This is a genomic window from Cellulosimicrobium cellulans, assembly GCF_042723955.1.
Classification (GTDB): Bacteria; Actinomycetota; Actinomycetes; order Actinomycetales; family Cellulomonadaceae; genus Cellulosimicrobium; species Cellulosimicrobium cellulans_H.
Genome location: NZ_JBHXIC010000053.1, coordinates 6,568 through 30,984 on the forward strand (window position 1 = coordinate 6,568; position 24,417 = coordinate 30,984).

The window sequence follows — 24,417 nt, forward strand, 5'->3', positions numbered from 1 at the left end:
ACTGACCGGGACGCTCCCGGACGCGGGGGGGCCGCCCGGGGCCCGCCCCCCCCGCGGGCGGCCCGCCCCCTCTCGTCGTCCCCCGTGGGGGCGCGCCGTCTCAGGCGTTGGGGCGCTTGCCGTGGTTCGCGGCGTTGCCCTTGCGGCTGCGACGCTTGCGTCCGCGCTTGCTCATGGTGTTCTCCTGACGATCGGGGGAGTCCCGCCGGTCCCGGCGGGTCAAGTCCGCCTCCCATCGTCCCACACGCGACCCCTTGTCAGGGTCGAGCACGCGATATATCGTGTCTGCGAGAACGAGATATATCGCGAGTGTCCTCGAGCGTCGCCGTCGCGGCCGCACGGGACGCGACCACGGACGGAGCCACGGATGACGCAGGAGAGCTGGACCGTCACGGGTCCGCAGGCCATCGACCTGGCGCGCGTGCGGACGCTCGACGCGACCGTCATCGGCGGGCGCATCGACGTGGTCGCGCACGACGACCCCACGCGCACCGACACGCGCGTCGAGGTCCACTCGGTGGTCGGCCGCCCCCTGGAGGTGCGTCTCGAGGGGACCACGCTCCGGGTCGGCTACGGACCGTTCGTCGCGGGCTGGAAGGGCTTCCTCGAGCGCTTCCGCACGTACACCGGCAAGGACGCGGCAGACGTGCACGTCGCCGTGCCGGCGACGACGCAGGTCAAGGTCGCGACCGTGCAGGGGGAGGCACTCGTCGCGGGCGTGCGCGCCGGCGCCCGGCTGGCGACCGTCTCCGGTTCCGTGATGACGAGCCGCACGCGCGGCGAGCTCCGCGTCGACACGGTCTCGGGCGAGGTCTCGGCGAGCGAGCACGACGGCCCGGTCCGCATGGACTCCGTGTCCGGCGGCCTCACGGCGACCGGCTCGCTGCACTCGCTGCGCCTCGACTCGGTCTCGGGCTCCGTCACCGTCGACACCCGCACGACCCCGTCCGAGATCACCGTGAGCGCGGTCTCCGCCGACGTGCTCGTGCGCCTGCCCGACCCGGACGCGATGGACTACGCGATCCGCTGCGTGAGCGGGCGGCTCCTCGTGGACGGCGCCGAGCAGCGCGGATCCGCGCGCTCGTTCCACCAGCCCGCGCGGTACGGGAAGGGTTCGCCGGTCCGGGTCTCCGCCGTCTCCGGCGACGTGACCGTCCTGCGCGGGGCGCCGGACGAGACGTCGTGGGACGCCGCCGGGCACTCGGCCGACGGTGCCCCGGTCGACGCCGACGCCCCCGCGTGGGGGAGCCCGGGGACGCGGGGCGCCGCGTCGTCGGACGGGCCGGTGGACCGCTGATGGCCACCGTCTTCGCGCACGGCGAGCTCCGGCTCTACCTGCTGGCGCTGCTCGACGCCGGGCCCAAGCACGGCTACGAGCTCATCACCGAGCTCTCCGAGCGCTTCGGCGGCACCTACCGGCCGAGCGCCGGGACCATCTACCCCCGTCTCGCGCGCCTCGAGGACGAGGGCCTCGTGCACCGCAGCGCCGACGGCCGCAAGACGACGTACGAGCTGACGCCCGCGGGGCGCGCGGAGATCGAGGCGCGACGTGCCGACGTCGCCGCCCTGGAGCACGGCATCGCCGAGACGGTGCGCCAGCGCGCCGAGGCGCTGCGCGCCGACGTGCAGGGCTCCCTGAAGGGCCTGCGGGCCGAACTCGCGGCCGCCGCGCAGACCGCGCGCGCCCGCCCGCGCGACGGCGGGCCCGACCCGCGGCGCCGCGAGTCCTACGCGTGGCGCATGGAGGCCGAGGCGCTGCTCCAGCGCTTCCGCGAGGACGTGCGCGCCGACCTGCGTCGCGCCGACGCCGCGAGCGTCGTCTCGGAGCTGACGGTCGACACCCTGCGCACCGTGCTCGACAGCGCGCGCAAGGCCGTGCGAGCGACCCTGCCCTGACCGACGATCACGAGAACCCACCCCTCGACGAACGCACCGCACCCCGAACCAGAGAACCGAACGAGGAGAAGCGCATGAGCACCGAGTCCTGGGTCATCAACGACCCCCAGACCGTCGACGTCGCCGACGTCCGGCGCGTCGTCGTCCAGCTCACCGACGGGTCGGTCGACGTCGTCGCCGACCCCGCCCGCGAGGCCGGGGCGCACCTCGACGTCAGCGAGGTGTCCGAGCGTCCGCTCCAGGTGAGCGTGCACGACGGCGAGCTGCGCGTCGGCTACGACTTCGCCGGCGTCGAGGGCCTCGTCGAGCGGGCCAAGGGCCTGCGCGACAAGGACCGCGCCGTCGTGCGCCTGACGGTCCCGGCGCACGTGCCGGTGAAGGTGACGACCGCGCGGGCCACCGCGAGCGTCCTCGGCACGCAGGCGGACCTGTCCGTGACGACGGCGACGGGCGCCGTGCGCGTCCAGGGCGTGTCGGGCACGGCGTCGATCAAGACGGCGACGGGCGCCGTGGACGTCGGCGAGCACGTCGGCGACGTCCACGTGAGCACCGCGTCCGGCGCGGTCACGCTCGGCGGGACGCTCGGCCGCGTGTCCGTCAACACCGTGACGAGCGGCGTCGAGGTCGTGGCGCGCGAGAGCACCCCGCTCGTCGACGCGCGCACGGTCTCCGGCGACGTGGCCGTGCGCCTCGGCGCCGGGTCGCCCGTCAACCTCAAGGCCCGCAGCGTCACGGGCAAGGCCGTGCTCGACGGCGTCCGCCTGGACTCCGCCGCGCAGCGCACGACGTCGGTCGACCACGTCGACCAGCCCGGCGCCCGCGGCGCGTACGTCTCGGCGAACACCGTCTCGGGCGACCTCACGGTCTCGCGGGGCTGACGCCCACGCACCGACGGCCCGTCCTCCCGGGATCTCCCGGGGCGACGGGCCGTCGTCGTGCAGGCGGCGTCAGACCGTGTCGTCCGGCAGGCCCAGCCACGCGTGCCAGCCCGTGTGCAGCACGAGCCAGGCCATGAGCCCGTAGCCCGCCTGGCCGGGGAAGCCGTTGCCGCTCTGCGCGAGGTCCGCGAGCCACTGCTCGTGCGTCACGAGCGGGCTGAACGTGTCGACGTACGGCACGCGGCGCCGGTTCGCGACGTCCGAGAAGGCGTGCGAGAGCTCGGCGAGCCGCTCGGCGTCCTGCGCGTGCCCCGGCGGGGGGCCCACGACGAACGTCGGCAGCCGGTGCGACTCCGCGACGTCGAGCACGTTCGCGAGGTTGAGGCGCGAGCGCGCGACCGACAGCCCCGCGTCGAGGTCGTGACGACCGAGGCCGATGACGAGGCGGTTGTCCACGTCCGGCTCGGGGGCGAACCGCCGCGACGTCTCCGCCTCCCAGCGCTGGCTGAGCGCCGTCGTCGTCTCGCCGGGGATCGCGAGCGGGAACACGTACGCCGGCTGGGGGAAGCGCGTGCGCGCGACGACGCGCCCCGCCCACCCCAGGGCCTTCGCGTCGCCGACGCCGGCGCTCAGCTCGTCGCCGACGACGCAGATCCGTACCTCTCGACTCACCGCGTCTTCCACGGGCGCCATTCTCCCCGACGCGGGCGGCGCGGGTCGAAACGGACGGGCGGGGACGGCGTGTCCAGCCGGGCATATCGGACGGACCGCCCCTGATCGGCCGGTCAGAGCAGCGTCGCGCCCCAGGTGACCTCGTGCGAGGCGCCCGGCTCGAGCCGCACGAGGCGGTCGCCGGTGCGGAACGCGTCCGCGATGCAGCTCATGGGCTCCGCGGCGACGCCGGACCGGCGGAACGCGACGTCCCCGACGTGGTCGCCCGTGCAGACCTGCCACGTGTCCATCGAGCCGTCCATCCAGACTGCCGACGTGCGGCCGTCGGGAGCGGAGAGACGCATCCACGACAGCCCGTCGGCGTCGCGCAGCACGTCCACGTAGGCGTCGTCCAGGTCGACGCCCGCGAGCAGGCGCGGCTCGCGCAGGTCGTAGCTCCCCGCGGCGGGCTCCGTGCCCGTGGGCAGGAGCCGGTCGTCGGTCGTGACGCGGGTCGCGGCGTCGAGGCGCAGGGTGCACTCGTCGAGGTTCGCGCCGTCGGCGGACAGCCACGGGTGGAAGCCGATGCCGTAGGGCGCGGTCGCCGTGCCGACGTTCGTCGTGCGCACGTGGACGCGCAGCCCCGCGTCGTCGAGCGAGTAGGTCACGCGTGCGACGAGGTCGAACGGGTAGCCGGGCGACGGCGGCAGGTGCAGCTCGAGCGTCGCGTGCGACGCGTCGTGCTCGACGACGACCCAGCGCTGCCAGCACGCGAGCCCGTGCAGCGCGGTGCCGCGGGCGGGCTCCGACACGGGCACCTGGTACCCCGTGCCGTCCACCTCGTACGCGCCGTCGCGCAGGCGGTTGGGCCAGGGGAGCAGGACCGCGCCGTTGAACGCGGGCGCGACCTCGTCCTCCGCGAAGGGCGTGAAGACGGGCCGGCCGCCGACCGTGTAGTCGCGCACGGCCGCTCCCACCTCGGTGATCGTCGCTGCGTGCTCGCCGTGGGCGATGCGGACCTGGGTCCCCGAGGGGGCGTTCGTGTTCACGCTCACATACGGTACTCGGCGTGCGAGCGTGCGCGATGCGCTCTCGGCAGTCAGACTCGGTGCCCGGGTGTGTCTCCCGGCGTACCCGACGCAGCACGAGGAGGAACGATGGAACGACAGGTGCTCGGACGCACGGGACGGCTCGTCTCGGTCGTCGGACTGGGAACCTGGCAGCTCGGCGCCGACTGGGGCGACGTGAGCGAGGACGACGCGCGCGCCGTGCTCGACGCCTCCGCCGAGGCCGGCGTGACGTTCTTCGACACCGCGGACGTCTACGGCGACGGGCGCAGCGAGCAGATCATCGGCGGCTACCTCGCGGACAACCCGGGCCACGCGATCACCGTCGCGACGAAGATGGGTCGCCGCGAGGACCAGGACGCGGACAACTACACGCTCGCGAAGTTCCGCGAGTGGACCGACCGGTCGCGGCGCAACCTCCGGACCGACCGCCTCGACCTCGTCCAGCTCCATTGCCCCCCGACGGCGGTCTACTCGCGCGACGAGGTGTACGACGGCCTCGACACCCTCGTCGCCGAGGGCGCGATCGCGAGCTACGGCGTGAGCGTCGAGACGGTCGGCGAGGCGCTCACCGCCATCGCGCGTCCCGGTGTCGCGACCGTGCAGATCATCCTCAACGCGTTCCGGCTCAAGCCCCTCGACGCCGTCCTGCCCGCCGCGTCCGCCGCCGGGGTCGGCGTCATCGCGCGCGTGCCGCTCGCGTCCGGCCTGCTGTCGGGGAAGTACACGAAGGACACGACCTTCGCGGCCGACGACCACCGCACGTACAACCGCGACGGCAGCGCGTTCGACGTCGGCGAGACGTTCTCGGGCGTCGACTTCGAGACCGGCGTCCAGGCGGCGGGCGAGTTCACCACGCTCGTGCAGGACGTCGTCGGGCAGGACCTCACGCCCGCCCAGGTCGCGATCGCGTGGGTCTGGCAGCAGCCCGGCGTGTCGACCGTCATCCCCGGCGCGCGCAACGTCGAGCAGGCCCGCTCGAACGCGGCCGCGGGCGACGCGGACGTCCTCGGCCCGCTCTTCACCTCGGGCGTCCGCGAGATCTACGACGCGCACCTGCGCGCGAAGATCCACGACCGCTGGTAGTCGGCTCGTCGTGCACCGACGACGAAGGCCCCCTCCGTGCGGAGGGGGCCTTCGTCGTGTCCAGGGCCGGAGCCCGGCGGCGTCAGCGGGCGAACGCCTGCTCGAGGAGCACGGACTGCTGGGCCTGGTGCTTCTTCGCCGTGCCGGCGGCGGTCGACGCCGACGCCGGGCGGGAGACGACGCTCACGCGCGGCAGGTCCTCCGGCAGGTTGATGTGCACGAACGACCAGGCGCCCTGGTTCTCCGGCTCGTCCTGGACCCACACGACCTCGGCGCCCGGGTACTTCGCGAGCTCGGCCCGGATGCCGTCGACGTCGAGCGGGTAGAGCTGCTCGAGGCGGACGATCGCCACGCCCTCGTCGCCGCGCTTGGTGCGCTCGGCGAGGAGGTCGTAGTACACGCGGCCCGTGCAGAGGAGCACGCGGTCGACCTTCGCCGGGTCGGCCGTCGCGTCCGCGATGACGGGCTCGAACGTGCCGGTCGTGAACTCCTCGACGCTCGACGCGGCGGCCTTGAGGCGCAGCAGCTGCTTCGGCGTGAAGACGATGAGCGGACGACGCGGGCGGGCGTACGCCTGCCGGCGCAGCAGGTGGAAGTACGACGCGGGCGTCGACGGCTGCGCGACCGTCATGTTGTCCTCGGCGGCGAGCTGGAGGAACCGCTCGATGCGCGCGGACGAGTGGTCCGGCCCCTGGCCCTCGTAGCCGTGGGGGAGGAGCATGACGACCGAGGAGTACTGGCCCCACTTCTGCTCGGCGGACGAGATGAACTCGTCGATCACCGTCTGGGCGCCGTTGACGAAGTCGCCGAACTGCGCCTCCCACAGCACGAGCGCGTCGGGACGCTCGACGGAGTAGCCGTACTCGAACCCGAGCGCGGCGTACTCCGACAGCGACGAGTCGTAGACCCAGAACTTGGCCTGGTCCGCCGACAGGTACAGCAGCGGCGTCCACTCGGCGCCGGTCTCGCGGTCGTGCAGGACGGCGTGGCGCTGCACGAAGGTGCCGCGGCGCGAGTCCTGCCCGGCGAGGCGCACGGGCGTGCCCTCCGCGAGGAGCGAGCCGAACGCGGCGAGCTCGCCGAAGCCCCAGTCGATGCCGCCCTCGACGGACATCTGCCGGCGCTTCTCCAGGAGCTGCGCGAGCTTGGGGTGGACGGTGAAGCCCTCCGGCGGCGCGACGTGGACCTGGCCGACGCGCTCGAGGACCGAGCGGTCGATCGCCGTCTTCCAGCCGACCATCGTGCCAGCGTCCTCGAGCTGGGACTCCGGGCGCTCGAGGCCGGCGACCGGCTCGCGGTCCGCGGCAGGCGTGAAGCCGCCCTCCTTGGTCTCGGTGAATACGCGCTCGAGCTGGGCCTGGTAGTCCTGGAGGACGTGCTCGGCCTCCTCGAGCGTGATGTCGCCGCGCGCGACGAGGTTCTCGGTGTAGAGCTTGCGCACCGAGCGCTTGGCCTCGATGAGGTTGTACATGAGCGGCTGCGTCATCGAGGGGTCGTCGCCCTCGTTGTGCCCGCGGCGGCGGTAGCAGATCATGTCGATGATCACGTCGCGGTCGAACTGCTCGCGGAACGCGAACGCCAGCTCCGCGACGCGCACGCACGCCTCGGGGTCGTCGCCGTTCACGTGGAAGATCGGGACCTGGTAGCCCTTGGCGACGTCGGTCGCGTACGTCGTCGAGCGCGACGACGACGGGCCCGTGGTGAAGCCGACCTGGTTGTTGATGATGACGTGCACGGTGCCGCCGGTGCGGTACCCGCGCAGCTGCGCGAGGTTGAGCACCTCGGGCACGACGCCCTGGCCCGCGAAGGCCGCGTCGCCGTGGATGAGGATCGGCAGCACGGAGAAGCCGTCGCCGCCCAGGTCGATGCGGTCCTGCTTGGCGCGCACGATGCCCTCGAGCACCGGGTCGACCGCCTCGAGGTGGGACGGGTTGGCCGCGAGGTAGACCTTGGTCGTCGCCCCGCTCTCCGCGGTGAAGACGCCCTCGGTGCCGAGGTGGTACTTCACGTCGCCCGAGCCCTGCACGCTCTTCGGGTCGAGGTTGCCCTCGAACTCCGCGAAGATCTGCGCGTAGCTCTTGCCCGCGATGTTGGCGAGCACGTTGAGGCGACCACGGTGGGCCATGCCGATGCCGACCTCGTCGAGGCCGTTCTCCGCCGCCTTCGACAGGATCGCGTCGAGCAGCGGGATCACCGACTCGCCGCCCTCGAGCGAGAAGCGCTTCTGCCCGACGAACTTCGTCTGCAGGAACGTCTCGAACGCCTCGGCCGAGTTGAGGCGGCGCAGGATGCGGAGCTGGTCCTCGCGCGGCGTGCGCGCGTAGCCCGACTCGAGCCGCTCCTGGAGCCACTTGCGCTGCGTGCGGTCGGCCAGGTGCATGTACTCCACGCCGACCGTGCGGCAGTAGGAGTCGCGCAGGAGCCCGAGGATGTCGCGCAGCGAGGACTTCGTCTTGCCGCCGAAGCCCCCCGTGGGGAACGTGCGGTCCAGGTCCCACAGCGTCATGCCGTGGTTCTGGATGTCGAGGTCCCCGTGCTTGCGCTGGCGGTACGCGAGCGGGTCGGTGTCCGCCATGAGGTGCCCGCGCGAGCGGTAGGAGTGGATGAGCTCCGCGATCTTCGCGGGCTTGGCCGCCTCGATCTCGGCGTCCGTCGTGTTGTCGCGGACCCAGCGCACCGGCTCGTAGGGGATGCGCAGCGCGGCGAACACGCGGTCGTAGAAGCCGTCCTCGCCGAGGAGCTTCTGCGACAGGATCCGCAGGAACTCGCCCGACTGGGCGCCCTGGATGATGCGGTGGTCGTAGGTCGAGGTGATCGTCAGGACCTTCGAGATGCCCAGGCGCGCGAGGCGCTCGGTGGACGCGCCCGCGAACTCGGCGGGGTAGTCCATCGCGCCGACGCCGATGATCGTCCCCTGGCCGGCCATGAGGCGCGGGACCGAGTGCACGGTGCCGATGCCGCCGGGGTTGGTGAGCGAGATCGTGGTCCCGGCGAAGTCGTCGACGCCGAGCTTGCCGCCGCGCGCCCGGCGCACGAGGTCCTCGTAGGCCGCCCAGAACTGGGCGAAGTCCATCGACTCGGCCTTCTTGATGCTCGGCACGAGGAGCTGGCGCGACCCGTCCGGCTTGGCGAGGTCGATCGCGAGACCGAAGTTGACGTGCGCCGGCTGGTTCACCGCGGGCTTGCCGTCGAGCTGCGTGTAGCTCGCGTTCATCACCGGCATGTCGGCCAGCGCCTCGACGAGCGCGAACCCGATGAGGTGCGTGAACGAGATCTTGCCGCCGCGGCCGCGCGCGAGGTGGTTGTTGATGACGATCCGGTTGTCGACCATGAGCTTGGCCGGCACCGCGCGCACCGACGTCGCCGTCGGCACCTGGATGCTGGCCTCCATGTTCGTCACGACGCGCGCCGCGGGGCCGCGGAGCTTCTGCACGTCGTCCGCGACGGTCTCCGCCTCGGCCGTCGGGGCGCCGGCGACCTTGCGGGCCGGGACCTGCGCGTACGGCGCGGTCGCGGGCTGGGCCGTCGCGACGGGGCGCGTCGCCCGGACCGCCTCGGCGGCGGCGTTGACCGCGGGGTCGGCCGGGAGCTTCGGGGGCTTGACGCGCTGCGCCGCCTCGGCGGCGGCCGAGCCGTCCGTCACGGCGGCGGGGACGACCGGCGCGGCGGGGGCCGCAGGCGCCGCGGGGGAGCCGTTCACGGGCGTCGACGGCGCGCCGGCCGTCGTCGTGGCCTGCTCGGCACGCTCCGCCGGACGGTAGTCCTCGAAGAAGTCCCACCACGCGGGGTCCACCGCGTTCTTGTCCAGGAGGTACTGCTCGTACAGCTCGTCGACCAGCCACTCGTTCGCTCCGAACACGGAGCTTGCGTCGCTGATCGCCTCTGACTCAGCCTTCGGGGACACGCGAGGATCGCCCACTTTCACACACAGGTCGCTGTCGGTCACAGTCTGGGAGCAGACGCGTGGCGGCACGCGCGAGGCGTGGGCGCCCGACGTCGGCGCAGACTCGTCCGGATTCCGGACCACTCCAGCCTAGGCCCTCGGCGGCGGCCCAGGGGGCTGCGCGGGACGTTCGCGCGCGGCCTGTTCGCGGGTTCTTCACGCCGCGTCTGGGCCAGGCAAACATGACCCCACGCGGACCTCGTAGGACGGCAAGATCGCGGAATTCCAGGCCATCCCGAGGTATCCGGGCCGCGGGCTGTGACGGATCTCACTCGGCGTCGCGCGCCGAGGGTCGCGCCGTCGAGGTCGGGCTCAGCGCGTGGTCGGGTCCTCGGCGCCCGGGTCACCGAGCAGGTCGGGCTCGACGGGGTGGCCGTGCGCCGGGAGCGTGACGCGCATCGTCGCACCGCTGCGCGAGTCCGCGACCTCGATCCGCCCGCCGTGCAGGTCGATCGCCCACCGGACGATCGCCAGGCCGATGCCGGTCCCGCCCGTCGAGCCGCCCGTCGTCGTGTGCGTGCCCGTCGCGCTGGCCCGGGCGAAGCGCTCGAAGATGCGCTCGCGGTCCTCCTTCGCGATCCCCGGTCCTTCGTCCACGATCTCGAGCACGACGTCGTCGTCCACGGGGTACGCCTCGAGCCGGATCTCGCCCCCCTGGGGAGAGTGCCGGATCGCGTTCTGGAGGAGGTTCGTCACGACCTGGTGCAGGCGCTCGCGGTCCGCCTCGAGCACGAGGTCGGGCGGCGTGACGTCGACGACGTACCGGAGCTGCTTGCCGGCCTCCACCATCGACACGGCCTCGGCGTTCTCCTCGAGGAAGTCGCCCACGTCGATCTCGGCGATGTTGAGGGCAGCCGCGCCGGCCTCGATGCGCGACAGGTCCAGGAGGTAGGAGACGAGGCGCGTGAGGCGCTCCGTCTGCGCCAGGGCCATCTCCATGGTCGCGGGCGTCGGCTGCGTGACGCCGTCGACGACGTTCTCGAGCTGCGCCTGGAGCGCCGCGATGGGCGTCCGCAGCTCGTGCGAGACGTTCGCGATGAGCTCGCGGCGCACCTGGTCGCTCGTCGCGAGGTCCTCCGCCATGACGTTGAACGCGACGGCGAGCTGGCCCACCTCGTCGCGGCTCGTCGCCCGCACCCGCCGCGTGTAGTCGCCGTCGGCCATCGCGCGCGCCGCCGCCGTCATCTCGCGCAGCGGCGACGTCATGCCCCGCGCGAGGAGCTGGGTGAGCAGCAGCGACAGGACGATCGCGAGCGGGAACGTGCGCGACGGCCCGAGCTGGTTCTGGAGCCCGATCCACGTGATGAGGACCGCGAGCGTGACGGTCGCGGCCACGAGCACGCCGAGCTTGATCTTCAGCGAGCGGAACGAGTCGAGCGGGCGGACGTCGGGCAGGTGCGGGCGGATCGTGTGCGCCCGGTGCACGCCGTTCCGCGCCGGAGCGCTCGGCGACCCGCCCGGGCCCCGGCCGGTGCCGTCGGCCGGGTCGGCAGGGTCAGCGGGGTGGGAGGTCATCCGGCGGGCGGCTCGAACGCGTAGCCGACGCCGTGCACCGTGCGGATGAGGTCGGCGCCGAGCTTGCGGCGCAGCGCCTTGATGTGCGAGTCGACGGTGCGCGTCCCGCTCGCGTCGGCCCAGTCCCACACCTCGGCGAGCAGGCGCTCGCGCGTGAGGACCGTCTTGGGGGAGCTCGCGAGCATGACGAGCAGCTCGAACTCGGTGGGCGTGAGGTGGACCTCCTCGCCCGCGCGGTAGACGCGGCGCTGGGCCTTGTCGATCGTCACGTCGCCCACGGTCATGGGCGGGTCGGTCGGCGCGGCGCTCGCAGCCTGCGTGGCGCGGTCGACGCGGCGCAGCAGCGCCTTGATGCGCGCGACGAGCTCGCGCATCGAGAAGGGCTTCGTCATGTAGTCGTCCGCGCCGACGCCGAGCCCGATGAGCATGTCGGTCTCGTCGTCGCGCGCGGTGAGCATGAGGATCGGCACGGGCTGCTCGGCCTGGATGCGCCGGGTCACCTCGAGGCCGTCGATGCCGGGCAGCATGACGTCGAGGACGATGACGTCCGGGCGCAGCCGCGTGGCGGCGTCGACGCCGGACAGCCCGTCGCGCGCGACCTCGACGCGCCAGCCCTCCGCGCTCAGGCGCTGGGCGATCGCGGTCGCGATGGCGGGCTCGTCCTCGACGACGAGGACCGTCGCCGCCTGCTGCGGCGTGCCGCCGGCCAGGGGTGCCGTCGTGGGCACGGGCCCGCGGCCCGGGACGGGACCGGCGCCCGCGCCGGTCGGTGATGCGCTCGCTGCCCTCGGATCTGCCATGGGATACAGCGTGGCACACGTCGGCCCAGGTCGGCCGGATTTCGCCGTCGCCCGGGACCCGGGCGCCGCACGACCGGGCGGCCCGGCGGGAGCGGGCGCTAGCATCGTCGGCACGATGAAGAGCACCTCTCGATATCGGTGGAGCACCTCGTGGTAGGCGACTGGGTCATGGTCGCGCTCGGGGTGCTCCTCACCGCAGGTACCGCCGTCTTCGTGGCCAGCGAGTTCTCCCTGGTCACCCTCGACCCCGCCGTCCTCCCCGCGGGCGACGACCCCGACCAGGAGGGCGACAGACGCGGCTCCCCGCCGTCGGGCCGGAAGGCCCGTGCCGACCGCCGCGACCGCAGCGTCCGGGCCGGTCTCAAGCACCTGTCGACCGAGCTGTCGTCCGCGCAGGTCGGCATCACGCTGACGACGATCCTCCTCGGCTACACGGCGCAGCCCGCGCTGCTCTCGCTGTTCGGCGCCGGTCTGGGCGCCACGGCGCTCGGGCAGGCGGCGTCCGCCGTCCTCGCCGGCGTCCTCGCCCTCCTCGTCGTGAACTTCGTCTCGATGCTCTTCGGTGAGCTCATCCCGAAGAACTTCGCCCTGAGCGCGCCCTACGCCACGGCCCGGCAGGTCGTGCCCGTGCAGCGCCAGTTCACCAAGCTGTTCCGGCCGGTGATCGCCGTGCTCAACGGGTCGGCGAACGCGATCCTGCGACGCGTCGGCGTCGAGCCGCGCGAGGAGCTGTCGGGCGCCCGCTCGGCCTCGGAGCTCGCCGCGCTCGTGCGCCGCTCCGCCCAGGAGGGCACGCTCGACGTGTCCGTCGCGACGCTCCTCACCAACTCCATCGAGCTGGACGAGCTGAGCGCCGTCGACGTCATGACGGACCGGATGCGGATGGTCGTGGTCGACCGTGACGCGACGGCCGCGGACGTCGTCGACGCCGCGCGGCGGACGGGGCACTCCCGGTTCCCCGTCATCGGCGAGGACCGGGACGACGTCGTCGGTCTCGTCCACCTGCGTCGCGCCGTCGCCGTCCCGTACGACCGGCGCGGGGAGGTCCCGGCGGCGGCGCTCATGGTCGAGGCGCCCCGGGTCCCCGAGACCGTGCGCCTCGGCCCGCTGCTCGTCGAGCTGCGCGGGTTCGGGCTCCAGATGGCGGTCGTCGTCGACGAGTACGGCGGCACCTCCGGCGTCGTGACGCTCGAGGACGTCGTGGAGGAGCTCGTGGGCGACGTGGCGGACGAGCACGACCCCCGCCGCTCCGGCGCGGCCCGGCGTGCGGACGGCTCCTGGCTGGTTCCCGGCGTCATGCGGCCCGACGAGCTCACCGAGGTCACCGGCCTCCGTGTACCCGAGGACGGTGCGTACGAGACGCTCGGCGGCCTCGTCATGGCGCGGCTCGGGCGCGTGCCGGAGCCCGGCGACGAGGTCGTCGCGGGCGACGCGCACGACCGTGTCGTGCTGCGCGTGGAGGCGATGGAGGGGCGGCGGGTCGAGCGGCTCTCGGTCCGTGCGACCCCCGTGGAGGTGGAGTCGTGAGCTCGACCACCGCCCTCCTCGTCGCCGTCCTGCTGCTCGCGGGGAACGCGTTCTTCGTCGGCGCCGAGTTCGCGGTCATCTCGGCGCGACGCTCGGCGATCGAGCCGCTCGCCGCGCAGGGGAACCGCCGGGCGCAGACCGTCCTGTGGGCGATGGAGAACGTGTCCCTCATGCTCGCGTGCGCCCAGCTCGGCGTGACGGTCTGCTCCACGGGCCTCGGCGTCGTCGCGGAGCCCGCGCTCGCGCACCTCATCGAGGACCCGCTGCACGCCCTCGGGGTGAGCACGTCGCTCGCGCACCCGATCGCGTTCGTCGTCGCGCTCGCGATCGTCGTCTACCTGCACGTGGTGCTGGGCGAGATGGTCCCCAAGAACCTCGCCGTCGCGGGGCCGGAGACGGCGGTCATGTGGTTCGGGCCCCCGCTCGTGTGGATCGGGCGGGTGCTCCGGCCGGTCATCGTCGCGCTCAACTGGCTCGCGAACCACGCCGTCCGGGCGACGGGGGTCGAGCCCAAGGACGAGGTCGCCTCCGCGTTCACCGCGGAGGAGGTCCAGTCGATCGTCGAGCACTCCCAGGCGCAGGGCGTGCTCCGGGACGAGCAGGGCCTGCTCTCGGGGGCGATCGAGTTCTCCGAGCGCACCGCGCACGACGTCATGGTCCCGGTCGCCGACCTCGTCACGGTCACCGAGGGCTGCACGCCCGAGGAGGTCGAGCGGCTCGTCGCCAAGACCGGGTTCTCGCGGTTCGCCGTCGCCGACGCCTCGGGCGAGCTCGTGGGCTACCTCCACGTCAAGGACGTGCTGTACGCGGACGAGGCGACGCGCGGTGCGCCGGTCCCGTCCTGGCGCGTGCGGGCGCTCGCGACCGCCGCGCCCGGCGACGAGGTCGAGGACGCGCTCCGGGCGATGCAGCGCTCGGGCGCGCACCTGGCGCGCGTCGACGCGCCCGAGGGCGGCGGCGCCCTCGGCGTCGTGTTCCTCGAGGACATCCTCGAGGAGCTCGTGGGGGAGGTGCGCGACGCCATGCAGCGTCGTCACTGACGAGCTCCCTCGCACCGGCACCGGCCCTGAGCAGGGGACTTGGCATCGTCGGAGTGCTTCGTTACTGTTCCGTGATTGATCGGTCGTCGGTGGCCCGAGAGCCACCCCGAAGGGTGAGAGGCAGGTGGCGGGTGGAGTCGCAGCAGACCGACGCACCCGCCCTCGAGTCCCGACGGGCACGGCGCGAGGCGGAGCAGGGCTCCCGTCGTCGTCGCCCCCAGGCGCAGGTCTCCAGCCAGCACCGCTGGATGCCGCGCATCGCCGTCCTCGGGACGCTCGCCGCCGCGACGATCGCGATGCCCCTCTCCGCCGGCGCGGACGACGGTCTGGGCACCGGATCTCCCTTCGAGCCCGAGACGCGGCCTGTGGGTCCCAGCGCGCTCGACCTCGCGACCGCCGGGTCGACGGCCCCCGCGGTCTCCCAGAGCGTCGCGGCCGCCCCCCGTGTCGAGGTGCGGCGCGAGGCCGCCTCCCGGTCCGCCGCGCGCGACCCGCTCCCCGGCTGCGACCCCACGGTCCGCCCGGCGGGAACCAACGGCAAGCTCGACGAGCACGCGCTGTGCGAGCTCTGGCAGGCGGGCGAGCACCTGCGGCCCGACGCGGCGGTCTCGCTGTCGGCCATGAACGAGGCCTTCCGGGCGACGTTCGGTCGCGACCTGTGCCTCGTCTCGTCGTACCGCACGCTCTCGACGCAGGTCTCGCTCAAGTCCTCCCGCGGCGCGTTTGCCGCACCTCCCGGCTGGTCCATGCACGGCTGGGGGCTCGCGATCGACCTCTGCTCGGTCGAGACCGGCTCCCGCGAGGTCTACGCGTGGATCAACCAGAACGGTGCCACCTACGGCTGGGCCAACCCCGCCTGGGCCAAGCGCGGCGGCAGCGGCGCCTACGAGCCGTGGCACTTCGAGTTCGTCCAGGGCGTCGAGGAGATCCAGAACTCCTGACGCGCGGCCCGTCGCCCTCCGCCGCGGCCCTCGCCGCCGTATCGTCGGAACCGTGGCCGACCTGCTCCTCGCCGCGGTCGTCCTGCGCCGTCCCGAGCACGCGCTCGCCGCGCAGGTGCTGAGCCTCGCGCTCTCCGGCCTCGTCCGGGTGGAGCCGACGGCGCCCGGGTCGCCCCCGGCTCTCGTCCTCCTCGACCCCGAGCCCGCCTCCGCGCGCGACCGTGTCGCCCTCCTCGCGGTGTTCGGCGTCGACGCCGGGCGGGGGGCGCGCGTCGTGCTCGACCCGGCCGACGGCGGCCTCCGTGGCCGACTGCGCTCCGCGGCGCGCGACGTCGTGCAGGCTGCGCGCCGCGACGGCTACCTCGAGCCCGGGCGGGCGCGCCGGCTCACGGAGAAGGGCGAGGCCGTGCGGGCCGAGCTCGTGGCGCTGGAGGACGCGGTCGAGCGCGAGGTCGCGGACGCCCGCGCGCACGACCACGCGCGCGAGCACGTCTCGTCCGGCACGCTCCCGTGGGCCGTGCTGTTCGGGCACGAGCCCGGGTGGGTGCCGGTCGACCGCCGGACGTTCCGGTTCGACGTCGCCGCCGTCTGCGCGGCGGCCGACGCGCTGCGCTGACGGCTTGACGGTCTACGGCTCCGAGAGCCGCTCGTTGCGGCCGAAGTCCTGGAGGAACCGGGATCCCGACGCCGCGAGCTCGGCCTCGAACTCGTCGCGCCACGAACCGTAGGGCCGGCTGGCCAGCGCGTCGTTGGAGAAGCGCGGGTCGTCGGTGAGCTCGGTGACGCAGAAGGCGGGGATCTGCAGGTCCGTGACCGGTCCGGTGCGCTCGCACTCCGCGACGACGAGCGGGTGGTTCGCCCCGCCGAACACGTCGACGACCCAGCCGTCCGCCCCGACCCAGACCGAGTACCGCGTCTTGACGACGCGCGCACCGCCGCGCCGGATCATCTGCACGCCCACCGCGACGTCGACCTCGCGCTCCGCCTCGTACCGCGTGCCGCCTGCCATGGGGCCCTTCACGGTGAGCGTGCACAGGTCGACGGCGGGCGCGAACCGGTCGAGCAGGCGTACGGGGTCCGTCTCCGCGTCCATCGTCGCGTCGACCGTCGGCACCTTGGCGCGCAGCCGCAGCGCGTAGCCCTCGTCCGCCAGGTAGTAGCTCTGCACGATGAGCGCCGGTGCGTCGCGCAGGTCCTCGGGCAGGTCGCGCACGAAGAACCGGCGCTCGAACTCGAAGTCCCCGTAGCCGCCGTCGGTCATGGCCCCACCGTAGCGGGCGCACGGGACGGGTCGCGGGACGAGGTCGAGGGCCCGGAGACGACGCGAGCCCGGCCGCCGGAGGCGGGCCGGGCTCGTCGGAGCGGAGCAGGGTGCCCTCGATAGGATTCGAACCTACGACCTTCTGCTCCGGAGGCAGACGCTCTATCCACTGAGCTACGAGGGCGAGCGCCGACGGTGTCCGTCGACGCGATGCACGAGACTACCAGCACGTCCGGGGTGCGCGGGCCCGGTGGTGCCGCACCGGTGCGGTCCTCGTCTCGCAGGCGGCCCGGACGCCTCGCGGGCGTCCCGTGAAACATCGCGACGGAGCGTGCTCACGCCTCGGTAGAATCACCCGGTGACCCCCGACGAGCTCTCCGAAGCGCTGAGCGCTGCCCTGGCCGCCGCCGTCGCCGACGGCACCCTCGCCCTGGACCCCGCCGCGGTCCCCGAGCGCGTCCACGTGGAGCGACCCCGCCAGCGCGAGCACGGCGACTGGGCCACGAACGTCGCGCTCCAGCTCGCCAAGAAGGCGGGCACGACGCCGCGCGCCCTCGCCGAGGACCTCGCGACGCGGCTCGCCGCGACGCCGGGCGTCAAGGCCGTGGACGTCGCCGGCCCGGGCTTCCTCAACATCACGCTCGACGCGGCCGCGGCGGGCGAGCTCGCCCGCACGATCGTCGAGGCCGGCCCGGCGTACGGGCGCGGCAGCTCCGAGGCGGGCACGAAGGTCAACCTCGAGTTCGTCTCCGCGAACCCGACCGGGCCCATCCACATCGGCGGCGTCCGCTGGGCCGCCGTCGGCGACTCGCTCGCGCGCGTGCTCGAGGCGAGCGGCGCGGACGTGACGCGCGAGTACTACTTCAACGACCACGGCGCGCAGATCGACCGGTTCGCGCGCTCCCTCCTCGCGCGCGCCCGCGGCCTGGAGGCGCCCGAGGACGGGTACGGCGGCGAGTACATCAGCGAGATCGCGGACGCGGTCATCGCGGACGCGGTCGCCGCCGGCGACCCCGACCCGCGCACGCTGCCCGACGCCGAGGCGCAGGAGGTCTTCCGGGCGCGGGGCGTCGAGCGCATGTTCGGCGAGATCAAGGCGTCGCTGCACGACTTCGGCGTCGACTTCGACGTGTACTTCCACGAGGACTCGCTGCACGAGTCGGGCGCCGTGGAGCGTGCCGTCGAGCGCCTGCGCGAGTCGGGCCACATGTTCGAGCAGGACGGCGCGACGTGGCTGCGCACGACCGACTTCGGCGACGACAAGGACCGCGTCGTCATCAAGTCGGACGGCGACGCCGCGTACATCGCGGGCGACATCGCGTACTACCTCGACAAGCGCGAGCGCGGCTTCGACGAGGTCATCATCATGCTCGGCGCCGACCACCACGGGTACGTGGGCCGCATGATGGCGGTGTGCGCCGCGTTCGGCGACACCCCGGGCAAGAATCTCCAGCTCCTCATCGGGCAGATGGTCAACCTCGTCAAGGACGGGCACCCCGTGCGCATGTCCAAGCGCGCCGGGACCGTCGTGACGCTCGAGGACCTCGTGGACGCCGTCGGCGTCGACGCGGCGCGCTACTCGCTCGCGCGCTCGTCGGCGGACCAGAACATCGACCTCGACCTCGACCTGCTCGCGCGGGCGACGAACGAGAACCCCGTCTACTACGTGCAGTACGCGCACTCGCGTACCGCGGCGGTGGACCGCAACGCCGCCGACCGCGGCGTCGCGCGCGCCGACGGGTTCGAGCCCGCGCTGCTCGACCACCCGAGCGAGGCCGCGCTCATCGGGCGCCTGACCGAGTTCCCGCGCATCGTGGCCCAGGCGGCCGAGCTGCGCGAGCCGCACCGCGTCGCGCGCTACCTCGAGGCGCTCGCCGGCGACTACCACACGTGGTACCAGCAGAAGTCCCAGCGCGTCCTGCCCTACCCGGACGAGGAGGTCACGGACACGCACCGCACGCGCCTGTGGCTCAACGACGCGGTGCGCCAGGTGCTCGCCAACGGCCTCGGCCTGCTCGGCGTCTCCGCGCCGGAGCGCATGTGAGCACGGGCCTTCCGGGGCACCCCGGCGAGCCGTGGTCGCGGGGCGTGCGCCGTCGCGAGGACGGGGCCGTGCAGGTCGCGGGCGTCGGCGTCCACGACCTCGCGGCCGAGCACGGCACGCCCGCGTACGTGCTCGACGAGGCGGACTTCCGCGCCCGTGCCCGGGCGTACCGCACGGCGTTCGAGGCGGCGTTCCGCGCCGTCGGGTCCGACGTCGACGTCTACTACGCGGGCAAGGCGCTGCTCACGGTGGCGGTCGCGCGCTGGGCGCGCGAGGAGGGCCTGCGGGTCGACACCGCGAGCGGGGGAGAGCTCGCCGTCGCGCTGCGCGCGGGCGTCCCCGGTCCCGAGATCGGGCTGCACGGCAACAACAAGTCCGACGCCGAGATCGGCCGGGCGCTCGACGAGGGCGTCGGCCGGATCATCGTCGACTCGCTCGTCGAGGTCGAGCGCGTCGCGCGCCTCGCGGGGGAGCGCGGCGTCGTCGCGCCCGTCATGGTGCGCGTCACGACGGGCGTCCACGCGGGCGGGCACGAGTACATCTCGACCGCGCACGAGGACCAGAAGTTCGGCCTGTCGGTCGCCGCGCCGCGCGCGGCGGACGGCACCCGGACCGGCGACTCCCCGGCCATGACCGCGCTGCTCGACGTGGTCGCGCGCCCCGAGCTGCACCTGCTGGGGATCCACTCGCACATCGGGTCGCAGATCCTCGACCCGTCGGGGTTCGAGGTCGCGGCGCGCGCGGTGCTGGAGCTGCGCGCCGAGCTCGCCGCACGCACGGGCGTGCTCGTCGACGAGGTGGACATCGGCGGCGGCTACGGGATCGCGTACCTCCCCGGGGAGGTCGCGCTCGACCCGGAGCGCGTCGCCAAGGACGTCGCGGCCGCGGTCGACGGGGTGGCCGCGGAGCTCGGCACGCCGCTGCCGCGGTTCTCGATCGAGCCCGGCCGGGCGATCGTCGGGCCGGCCGGCCTCACGCTCTACACCGTGGGCACGGTCAAGCCGGTGACGCTCGACGACGGCCGCGTGCGCACGTACGTGTCCGTCGACGGCGGCATGAGCGACAACATCCGCCCCGCGCTCTACGCGGCGCAGTACCACGCGGAGGTCGTCGGCCGGTCGTCGGACGCGGAGCCGCTCCTCGCGCGCGTCGTCGGCAAGCACTGCGAGAGCGGCGACATCGTCGTCCACGAGGTGCAGCTCCCCGGCGACGTGCGCGCGGGGGACCTCCTGGCGGTCCCGGCGACCGGCGCCTACGGCCGCTCGATGGCGTCGAACTACAACCTGCTGACGCGCCCGCCCGTGGTCGCCGTGCGCGACGGCGCGAGCCGCGTGCTCGTGCGCCGCGAGACCGTCGAGGACCTGCTGGCGCTCGACGAGGGCTGACCGTGCGCCGCGCCCGGGAAGGCCGGCATCCGACCCGTGGGCACGCCCGGGGCGGTCGCACGGGGCGCCGTATCCTGTGCCTGCGGCTCCCGAGCCACCCGGGCACGACCCGGCCCGCGGGCACGGCGCCGCACCCGTCCTGACCACCCGAGGAAGGTCCGTCGTGCCCCCTGCCGCCGAGTCCCACCCGCCCCTGCGCGTCGCCCTGCTGGGGTGCGGCGTCGTCGGCACCCAGGTCGCGCGGCTGCTGACCGAGCAGGCCGACGACCTCGCCTCGCGCGTGGGCGCCCGCCTGGAGCTCGTCGGGATCGCGGTGCGGAACGCGGCCGCGCCGCGCGCGTCGTCGGTCGACCGCTCGCTCCTGACCGAGGACGCGGAGGGTCTCGTCGCGCGCGCCGACATCGTCGTCGAGGTCATGGGCGGCACCGAGCCCGCGCGGTCGCTCCTGCTGCGCGCGATCGACGCCGGCGCCGCCGTCGTCACGGCGAACAAGGCGCTGCTCGCCGAGGACGGACCCACGCTCTACAAGGCCGCCGACGCGGCCGGCGTCGACATCTACTTCGAGGCCGCCGTCGCGGGCGCGATCCCCATCGTGCGCCCGGTGCGCGAGTCGCTCGCGGGCGACCGCGTGCGCCGCGTGCTCGGCATCGTCAACGGGACGACCAACTACGTCCTCGACCAGATGGCCACCACGGGCATGGACCTCGAGGAAGCCGTGAAGGAGGCGCAGGACCTCGGCTACGCAGAGGCGGACCCGACGGCGGACGTCGAGGGGTACGACGCCGCGGCCAAGGCCGCGATCCTCGCGAGCCTCGCGTTCCACACGCGCGTCTCGCTGGACGACGTCGCGCGCGAGGGCATCATGTCCGTCACCGCCGAGGACGTCGCGTGGGCCGCGCAGACCGGCCACGTCATCAAGCTCCTCGCCATCGCGGAGCTGCGCGAGGGCACCTCGGTCGGCGCAGCGGCGGGGGCACCTGCCGGCGTCTCCGTGCGCGTGCACCCGGCGCTCGTGCCCACGTCGCACCCCCTCGCGAACGTCCGCGGGTCGTTCAACGCGGTGTTCGTCGAGGCGGAGTCCGCGGGCGAGCTCATGTTCTACGGTCGGGGCGCCGGCGGCGCGCCGACCGCATCGGCCGTCCTGGGCGACGTCGTCTCGGCGGCTCGGCACCGCGTGCTCGGGGGCAAGGGCCCGCAGGAGTCCACCTACGCGGAGCTCGCCATCCTCCCCGCGAGCGCGGCCGTGACCCGCTACCAGGTGCGCCTCGACGTCGACGACCGCCCGGGCGTCCTCGCCCAGGTAGCGCACGCCCTCGCCGAGCACGGCGTCTCCATCGAGGCGGTCCGTCAGCCGACGGCGCCGGGTGTCTCCGACGTCGCCGAGCCCGGGGTCGCCGAGCTCCTCATCACCACGCACGCGGCGCCGGAGTCGGCGCTGTCGGCGACCGTCGCGGCGGTCGCCGAGCTCGAGCCCGTCCGCACGATCACGTCCGTCCTGAGAGTCGAGGGAGCCTGATGGCCCACCAGTGGAGAGGGATCATCTCCGAGTACCGCGACCGTCTGCCGGCGCACGTCGCCGAGCGGATCGTCACGCTCGGCGAGGGCGGCACGCCGCTCGTCGAGGCACCGGCGCTCTCCGCGCGCACCGGCGCGCAGGTGTTCGTCAAGGTCGAGGGCATGAACCCCACGGGGTCGTTCAAGGACCGCGGCATGACGACGGCGATCTCCGCCGCCGCGGGGCGCGGCGCGCAGGCGGTCGTGTGCGCCTCGACGGGTAACACGTCGGCGTCGGCCGCGGCGTACGCGGTGCGGGCGGGCATGACGTGCGCGGTCCTCGTCCCGGACGGCAAGATCGCGATGGGCAAGCTCAGCCAGGCGATCGCGCACGGCGCGCGCCTGCTCCAGGTCGACGGGAACTTCGACGACTGCCTCGTCGCGGCGCGCAAGCTCGCCGACTCCTACCCGGTCGAGCTCGTCAACTCCGTGAACCCTGACCGCATCGAGGGCCAGAAGACCGGCGCGTTCGAGATCGTCGACGCGCTGGGCGACGCGCCCGACATCCACGCGCTGCCCGTCGGCAACGCGGGGAACATCACGGCGTACTGGAAGGGCTTCCGGGAGTACGCCGGCCAGGGCGCCCCCGGCCACGCGGGGGAGGGCCTGCCGGCCGTCGCGACGCACGTGCCGCAGATGTGGGGCTTCCAGGCCGCGGGCGCCGCACCGATCGTCGCTGGCCACCCGATCACCGAGCCGGAGACGATCGCGACCGCGATCCGCATCGGCAACCCCGCGTCGTGGGAGCTCGCCGAGTCGGCGCGCGACGACTCGGGCGGCGTCATCGAGGCCGTCACGGACGAGCAGATCCTCGCGGCGCACCGGGTCCTGTCGAGCGAGGTCGGCGTGTTCGTCGAGCCCGCGTCGGCGGCCGGCGTCGCCGGGATCCTGTCGCGCGCCGAGCGCGGGCTCGTGCCCGCGGGCGCGCGCATCGTCGTCACGGTCACGGGCCACGGGCTCAAGGACCCGCAGTGGGCGCTGCGCACGCTCGACGGCAGCGAGGTGACGCCGACGCGCGTGAGCGCCGACGTCGTGTCCATCGCCGACGCCCTCGGGCTCGACTGATGCAGCTCGGCGCGGACCACGTGCGGGTGCGCGTCCCGGCGACGAGCGCCAACCTCGGCCCCGGCTTCGACGCGCTGGGCCTGGCGCTCGCGCTCCACGACGTGCTCGAGGTGCGCGCGCTCGCGAGCGACGACGTGGTCGTCGACGTCGAGGGCGAGGGCGCGGGGGAGGTGCCCGGCGACGCGTCCCACCTGGTGGTGCGCGCCCTGCGGGCCGCGCTCGACGTCGCGGGTGCGCCGCAGACCGGCCTGCACCTGACCTGCGTCAACCGCGTCCCGCACGGGCGGGGCCTCGGCTCCTCGGCGGCCGCCGTCGTCGCGGGCATCGTGGCGGCGCGGGCGCTCGTCGCCGACCCGTCGGTCCTCGACGACGACGTGGCGCTCGGCCTCGCGACCGCCATCGAGGGGCATCCGGACAACGCGGCGCCCGCGCTCCTGGGCGGCGCCACCGTCGCGTGGGACGCGGGCGAGGGCGCCGGGCCCCGCGCCGCGCGGCTGGACGTGCACCCCGACGTCCGGGCCACCGTGCTCGTGCCCTCGGCCCGGCTCGCGACGAGCCGGGCGCGGGGGGTGCTCCCGACGCACGTGCCGCACGCCGACGCCGCCTTCAACGCGGGGCGCGCTGCCCTCCTCGTCGAGGCGCTCACCCGGCGGCCCGACCTGCTGCTCGACGCGACGGACGACCGCCTGCACCAGGCCTACCGGGCCGACGTCATGCCGTCGTCGTTCGAGCTCGTCCAGGCGTTGCGGGCCCGCGGTCTCGCCGCGACCGTCTCGGGGGCGGGACCGACCGTGCTGGTGCTCTCGACGCCGGACGGGCTGGAGGAGGTCGCTCGCGTCGCGGACTCCCTCGTCGGGGGGACCGCCGACTGGGCGGTGCACCGCCTCGACGTCGACACGCGTGGCGTCGTGGGCGAACGGCTCTGACCTCGGGCGCGCCGGTGCTAGGATGACTGTCAGCCTTCGGTCACGCTCTCGTACCAGTACATCCGCACGCGGAGCGCGCTCTCGCCCATCGGGTGTGCCGCGACCGAGCAGTCCGTAGAGAAGGCAATCCAGCCCCGCGTCAGATGACGTCGTCGTACCACTGACGCGTGGCGACACCTACGCACCGGCCGTCACGGCCGGGCGTCGACCACCCGCGGCCCGCCCTCTGAGCGGCGGGCGCAAACGAGGGGGAAGGGTCCTTCGTGACAGACACCATCGACACCGCCACGAGCAGCGCGACCGGTTCGGCCGCTGCCGGCGGGAACGCCCGGACCGGCGCGCTCTCCACGCTGCGCCTCCCGGAGCTGCAGGCTCTCGCCTCGCAGCTCGGGGTCAAGGGCACGTCCAAGATGCGCAAGGGCGATCTTGTGGACGTCATCCGCGCCCGCACCGGCGAGCAGGGCGCGTCCGAGCGCCCCGCCGCGCCGCGGCGCGACACGGACGGGGCGAACGCCGCGGTCCGTGAGACGAGCGAGGCGCCGGCCGCCTCCGGGCGCGGCCGCAGCCGCCGCGCCGAGCGCCCCGCCGCGAGCCCGGCGGGCACCACCGACACCGCGGCGACGGCGCGTCAGGACGCGTCCTCGGCCGCGAGCCGCGAGGAGCGCACCGCCGCTCCCGTGCTCGACCTGCCCGTGCGCGCCGACGAGCAGCGCACGGAACAGCGCGGGGAGCGTCGCGACGGCCGTCGCGACTCCCGCTCGGAGGCCGCCGCCGCGGTCGCCGAGGCGCTCGGCGAGCAGGGCGTGCGCACGCGCGACACCTCGCACGAGGCCGCCGA

Annotated in this window: 21 protein-coding genes and 1 tRNA gene; 14 read left to right on the plus strand and 8 right to left on the minus strand. The window is 74.1% G+C overall.

The window, feature by feature from the left end:
* Positions 1-100: 100 nt before the first annotated feature.
* A complete protein-coding gene (locus tag ACFWH7_RS14235; protein WP_099052597.1) occupies positions 101-175 on the minus strand; it encodes a 50S ribosomal protein bL37 in 75 nt (24 codons plus the stop codon).
* A 192-nt stretch (positions 176-367) separates the two neighbouring features.
* Between ACFWH7_RS14235 and ACFWH7_RS14240 the strand changes: the two genes are divergently transcribed.
* The 3 genes from ACFWH7_RS14240 to ACFWH7_RS14250 all read left to right on the plus strand — a co-directional run bounded on the left by ACFWH7_RS14240 (position 368) and on the right by ACFWH7_RS14250 (position 2,774).
* Positions 368-1,297 carry a DUF4097 family beta strand repeat-containing protein gene (locus tag ACFWH7_RS14240; RefSeq protein ID WP_378217160.1) on the plus strand — a complete coding sequence of 310 codons (930 nt, stop codon included), beginning with the start codon at positions 368-370 and terminating at the stop codon, positions 1,295-1,297.
* Positions 1,297-1,896 carry a PadR family transcriptional regulator gene (locus ACFWH7_RS14245; RefSeq protein WP_378217161.1) on the plus strand — a complete coding sequence of 200 codons (600 nt, stop codon included), beginning with the start codon at positions 1,297-1,299 and terminating at the stop codon, positions 1,894-1,896. The genes ACFWH7_RS14240 and ACFWH7_RS14245 overlap by 1 nt, the downstream gene beginning before the upstream one ends.
* A gap of 74 nt (positions 1,897-1,970) precedes the next feature.
* A complete protein-coding gene (locus ACFWH7_RS14250) occupies positions 1,971-2,774 on the plus strand; it encodes a DUF4097 family beta strand repeat-containing protein (RefSeq protein ID WP_378217162.1) in 804 nt (267 codons plus the stop codon).
* Positions 2,775-2,843: 69 nt separating this feature from the next.
* Here the strand turns inward: ACFWH7_RS14250 and ACFWH7_RS14255 are convergent, their stop codons facing one another.
* Positions 2,844-3,467 carry a GDSL-type esterase/lipase family protein gene (locus tag ACFWH7_RS14255; protein WP_378217163.1) on the minus strand — a complete coding sequence of 208 codons (624 nt, stop codon included), beginning with the start codon at positions 3,465-3,467 and terminating at the stop codon, positions 2,844-2,846.
* Positions 3,468-3,559: 92 nt separating this feature from the next.
* A complete protein-coding gene (locus ACFWH7_RS14260) occupies positions 3,560-4,474 on the minus strand; it encodes an aldose 1-epimerase family protein (protein WP_378217164.1) in 915 nt (304 codons plus the stop codon).
* A gap of 108 nt (positions 4,475-4,582) precedes the next feature.
* On the opposite strand from ACFWH7_RS14260, the gene ACFWH7_RS14265 reads away from it, so the two are divergent.
* The gene (locus tag ACFWH7_RS14265; RefSeq protein WP_378217165.1) at positions 4,583-5,578 is read left to right on the plus strand and encodes an aldo/keto reductase; all 996 of its coding nucleotides are present in this window, start codon (positions 4,583-4,585) and stop codon (positions 5,576-5,578) included.
* An 82-nt stretch (positions 5,579-5,660) separates the two neighbouring features.
* Here ACFWH7_RS14265 and ACFWH7_RS14270 read toward each other — a convergent pair whose 3' ends face one another.
* The 3 genes from ACFWH7_RS14270 to ACFWH7_RS14280 all read right to left on the minus strand — a co-directional run bounded on the left by ACFWH7_RS14270 (position 5,661) and on the right by ACFWH7_RS14280 (position 11,836).
* A complete protein-coding gene (locus tag ACFWH7_RS14270; protein ID WP_378217166.1) occupies positions 5,661-9,437 on the minus strand; it encodes a multifunctional oxoglutarate decarboxylase/oxoglutarate dehydrogenase thiamine pyrophosphate-binding subunit/dihydrolipoyllysine-residue succinyltransferase subunit in 3,777 nt (1,258 codons plus the stop codon).
* Between the two features lie 396 nt (positions 9,438-9,833).
* A complete protein-coding gene (locus ACFWH7_RS14275) occupies positions 9,834-11,036 on the minus strand; it encodes a sensor histidine kinase (RefSeq protein WP_378217167.1) in 1,203 nt (400 codons plus the stop codon).
* Positions 11,033-11,836: a response regulator transcription factor gene (locus ACFWH7_RS14280; protein ID WP_231581757.1), complete on the minus strand. Its 804-nt coding sequence runs from the start codon at positions 11,834-11,836 to the stop codon at positions 11,033-11,035. The genes ACFWH7_RS14275 and ACFWH7_RS14280 overlap by 4 nt, the downstream gene beginning before the upstream one ends.
* Before the next feature lie 150 nt (positions 11,837-11,986).
* Here ACFWH7_RS14280 and ACFWH7_RS14285 point away from each other — a divergent pair, with 150 nt between their 5' ends.
* The 4 genes from ACFWH7_RS14285 to ACFWH7_RS14300 all read left to right on the plus strand — a co-directional run bounded on the left by ACFWH7_RS14285 (position 11,987) and on the right by ACFWH7_RS14300 (position 15,960).
* Positions 11,987-13,363 (plus strand): hemolysin family protein, encoded by a 1,377-nt coding sequence (locus tag ACFWH7_RS14285; protein WP_378217168.1) that lies wholly within the window; start codon positions 11,987-11,989, stop codon positions 13,361-13,363.
* On the plus strand, positions 13,360-14,403 hold the full coding sequence (locus ACFWH7_RS14290; protein WP_378217170.1) for a hemolysin family protein: 1,044 nt from the start codon (positions 13,360-13,362) through the stop codon (positions 14,401-14,403). Before ACFWH7_RS14285 ends, ACFWH7_RS14290 begins: the two co-directional genes overlap by 4 nt.
* Before the next feature lie 131 nt (positions 14,404-14,534).
* Positions 14,535-15,344 (plus strand): M15 family metallopeptidase, encoded by an 810-nt coding sequence (locus ACFWH7_RS14295; protein ID WP_378217171.1) that lies wholly within the window; start codon positions 14,535-14,537, stop codon positions 15,342-15,344.
* A 52-nt stretch (positions 15,345-15,396) separates the two neighbouring features.
* Positions 15,397-15,960: a hypothetical protein gene (locus ACFWH7_RS14300; RefSeq protein WP_378217172.1), complete on the plus strand. Its 564-nt coding sequence runs from the start codon at positions 15,397-15,399 to the stop codon at positions 15,958-15,960.
* Positions 15,961-15,972: 12 nt separating this feature from the next.
* Here the strand turns inward: ACFWH7_RS14300 and ACFWH7_RS14305 are convergent, their stop codons facing one another.
* Both ACFWH7_RS14305 and ACFWH7_RS14310 read right to left on the minus strand, forming a co-directional pair.
* Complete coding sequence (locus tag ACFWH7_RS14305) at positions 15,973-16,605, minus strand: CYTH domain-containing protein (protein WP_378217173.1); 633 nt, start codon at positions 16,603-16,605, stop codon at positions 15,973-15,975.
* 111 nt (positions 16,606-16,716) lie between these two features.
* Positions 16,717-16,789, minus strand: a tRNA-Arg gene (locus tag ACFWH7_RS14310).
* Positions 16,790-16,963: 174 nt separating this feature from the next.
* Here ACFWH7_RS14310 and argS point away from each other — a divergent pair.
* The 6 genes from argS to ACFWH7_RS14340 form a co-directional block, all read left to right on the plus strand.
* Positions 16,964-18,649, plus strand: a complete 1,686-nt coding sequence (gene argS, locus ACFWH7_RS14315) for an arginine--tRNA ligase (RefSeq protein ID WP_378217175.1) — start codon at positions 16,964-16,966, stop codon at positions 18,647-18,649.
* Positions 18,646-20,034 carry a diaminopimelate decarboxylase gene (gene lysA / locus ACFWH7_RS14320; protein ID WP_378217176.1) on the plus strand — a complete coding sequence of 463 codons (1,389 nt, stop codon included), beginning with the start codon at positions 18,646-18,648 and terminating at the stop codon, positions 20,032-20,034. Before argS ends, lysA begins: the two co-directional genes overlap by 4 nt.
* 163 nt (positions 20,035-20,197) lie before the next feature.
* Complete coding sequence (locus ACFWH7_RS14325) at positions 20,198-21,550, plus strand: homoserine dehydrogenase (protein WP_378217177.1); 1,353 nt, start codon at positions 20,198-20,200, stop codon at positions 21,548-21,550.
* Positions 21,550-22,653 (plus strand): threonine synthase, encoded by a 1,104-nt coding sequence (gene thrC / locus ACFWH7_RS14330; RefSeq protein WP_378217178.1) that lies wholly within the window; start codon positions 21,550-21,552, stop codon positions 22,651-22,653. The genes ACFWH7_RS14325 and thrC overlap by 1 nt, the downstream gene beginning before the upstream one ends.
* Positions 22,653-23,579, plus strand: coding sequence for a homoserine kinase (gene thrB / locus ACFWH7_RS14335; RefSeq protein WP_378217179.1), 927 nt, complete (start codon positions 22,653-22,655; stop codon positions 23,577-23,579). The genes thrC and thrB overlap by 1 nt, the downstream gene beginning before the upstream one ends.
* A 263-nt stretch (positions 23,580-23,842) precedes the next feature.
* Positions 23,843-24,417: Rho termination factor N-terminal domain-containing protein (locus ACFWH7_RS14340; RefSeq protein WP_378217180.1), on the plus strand; the 575-nt coding region annotated here is incomplete at its 3' end.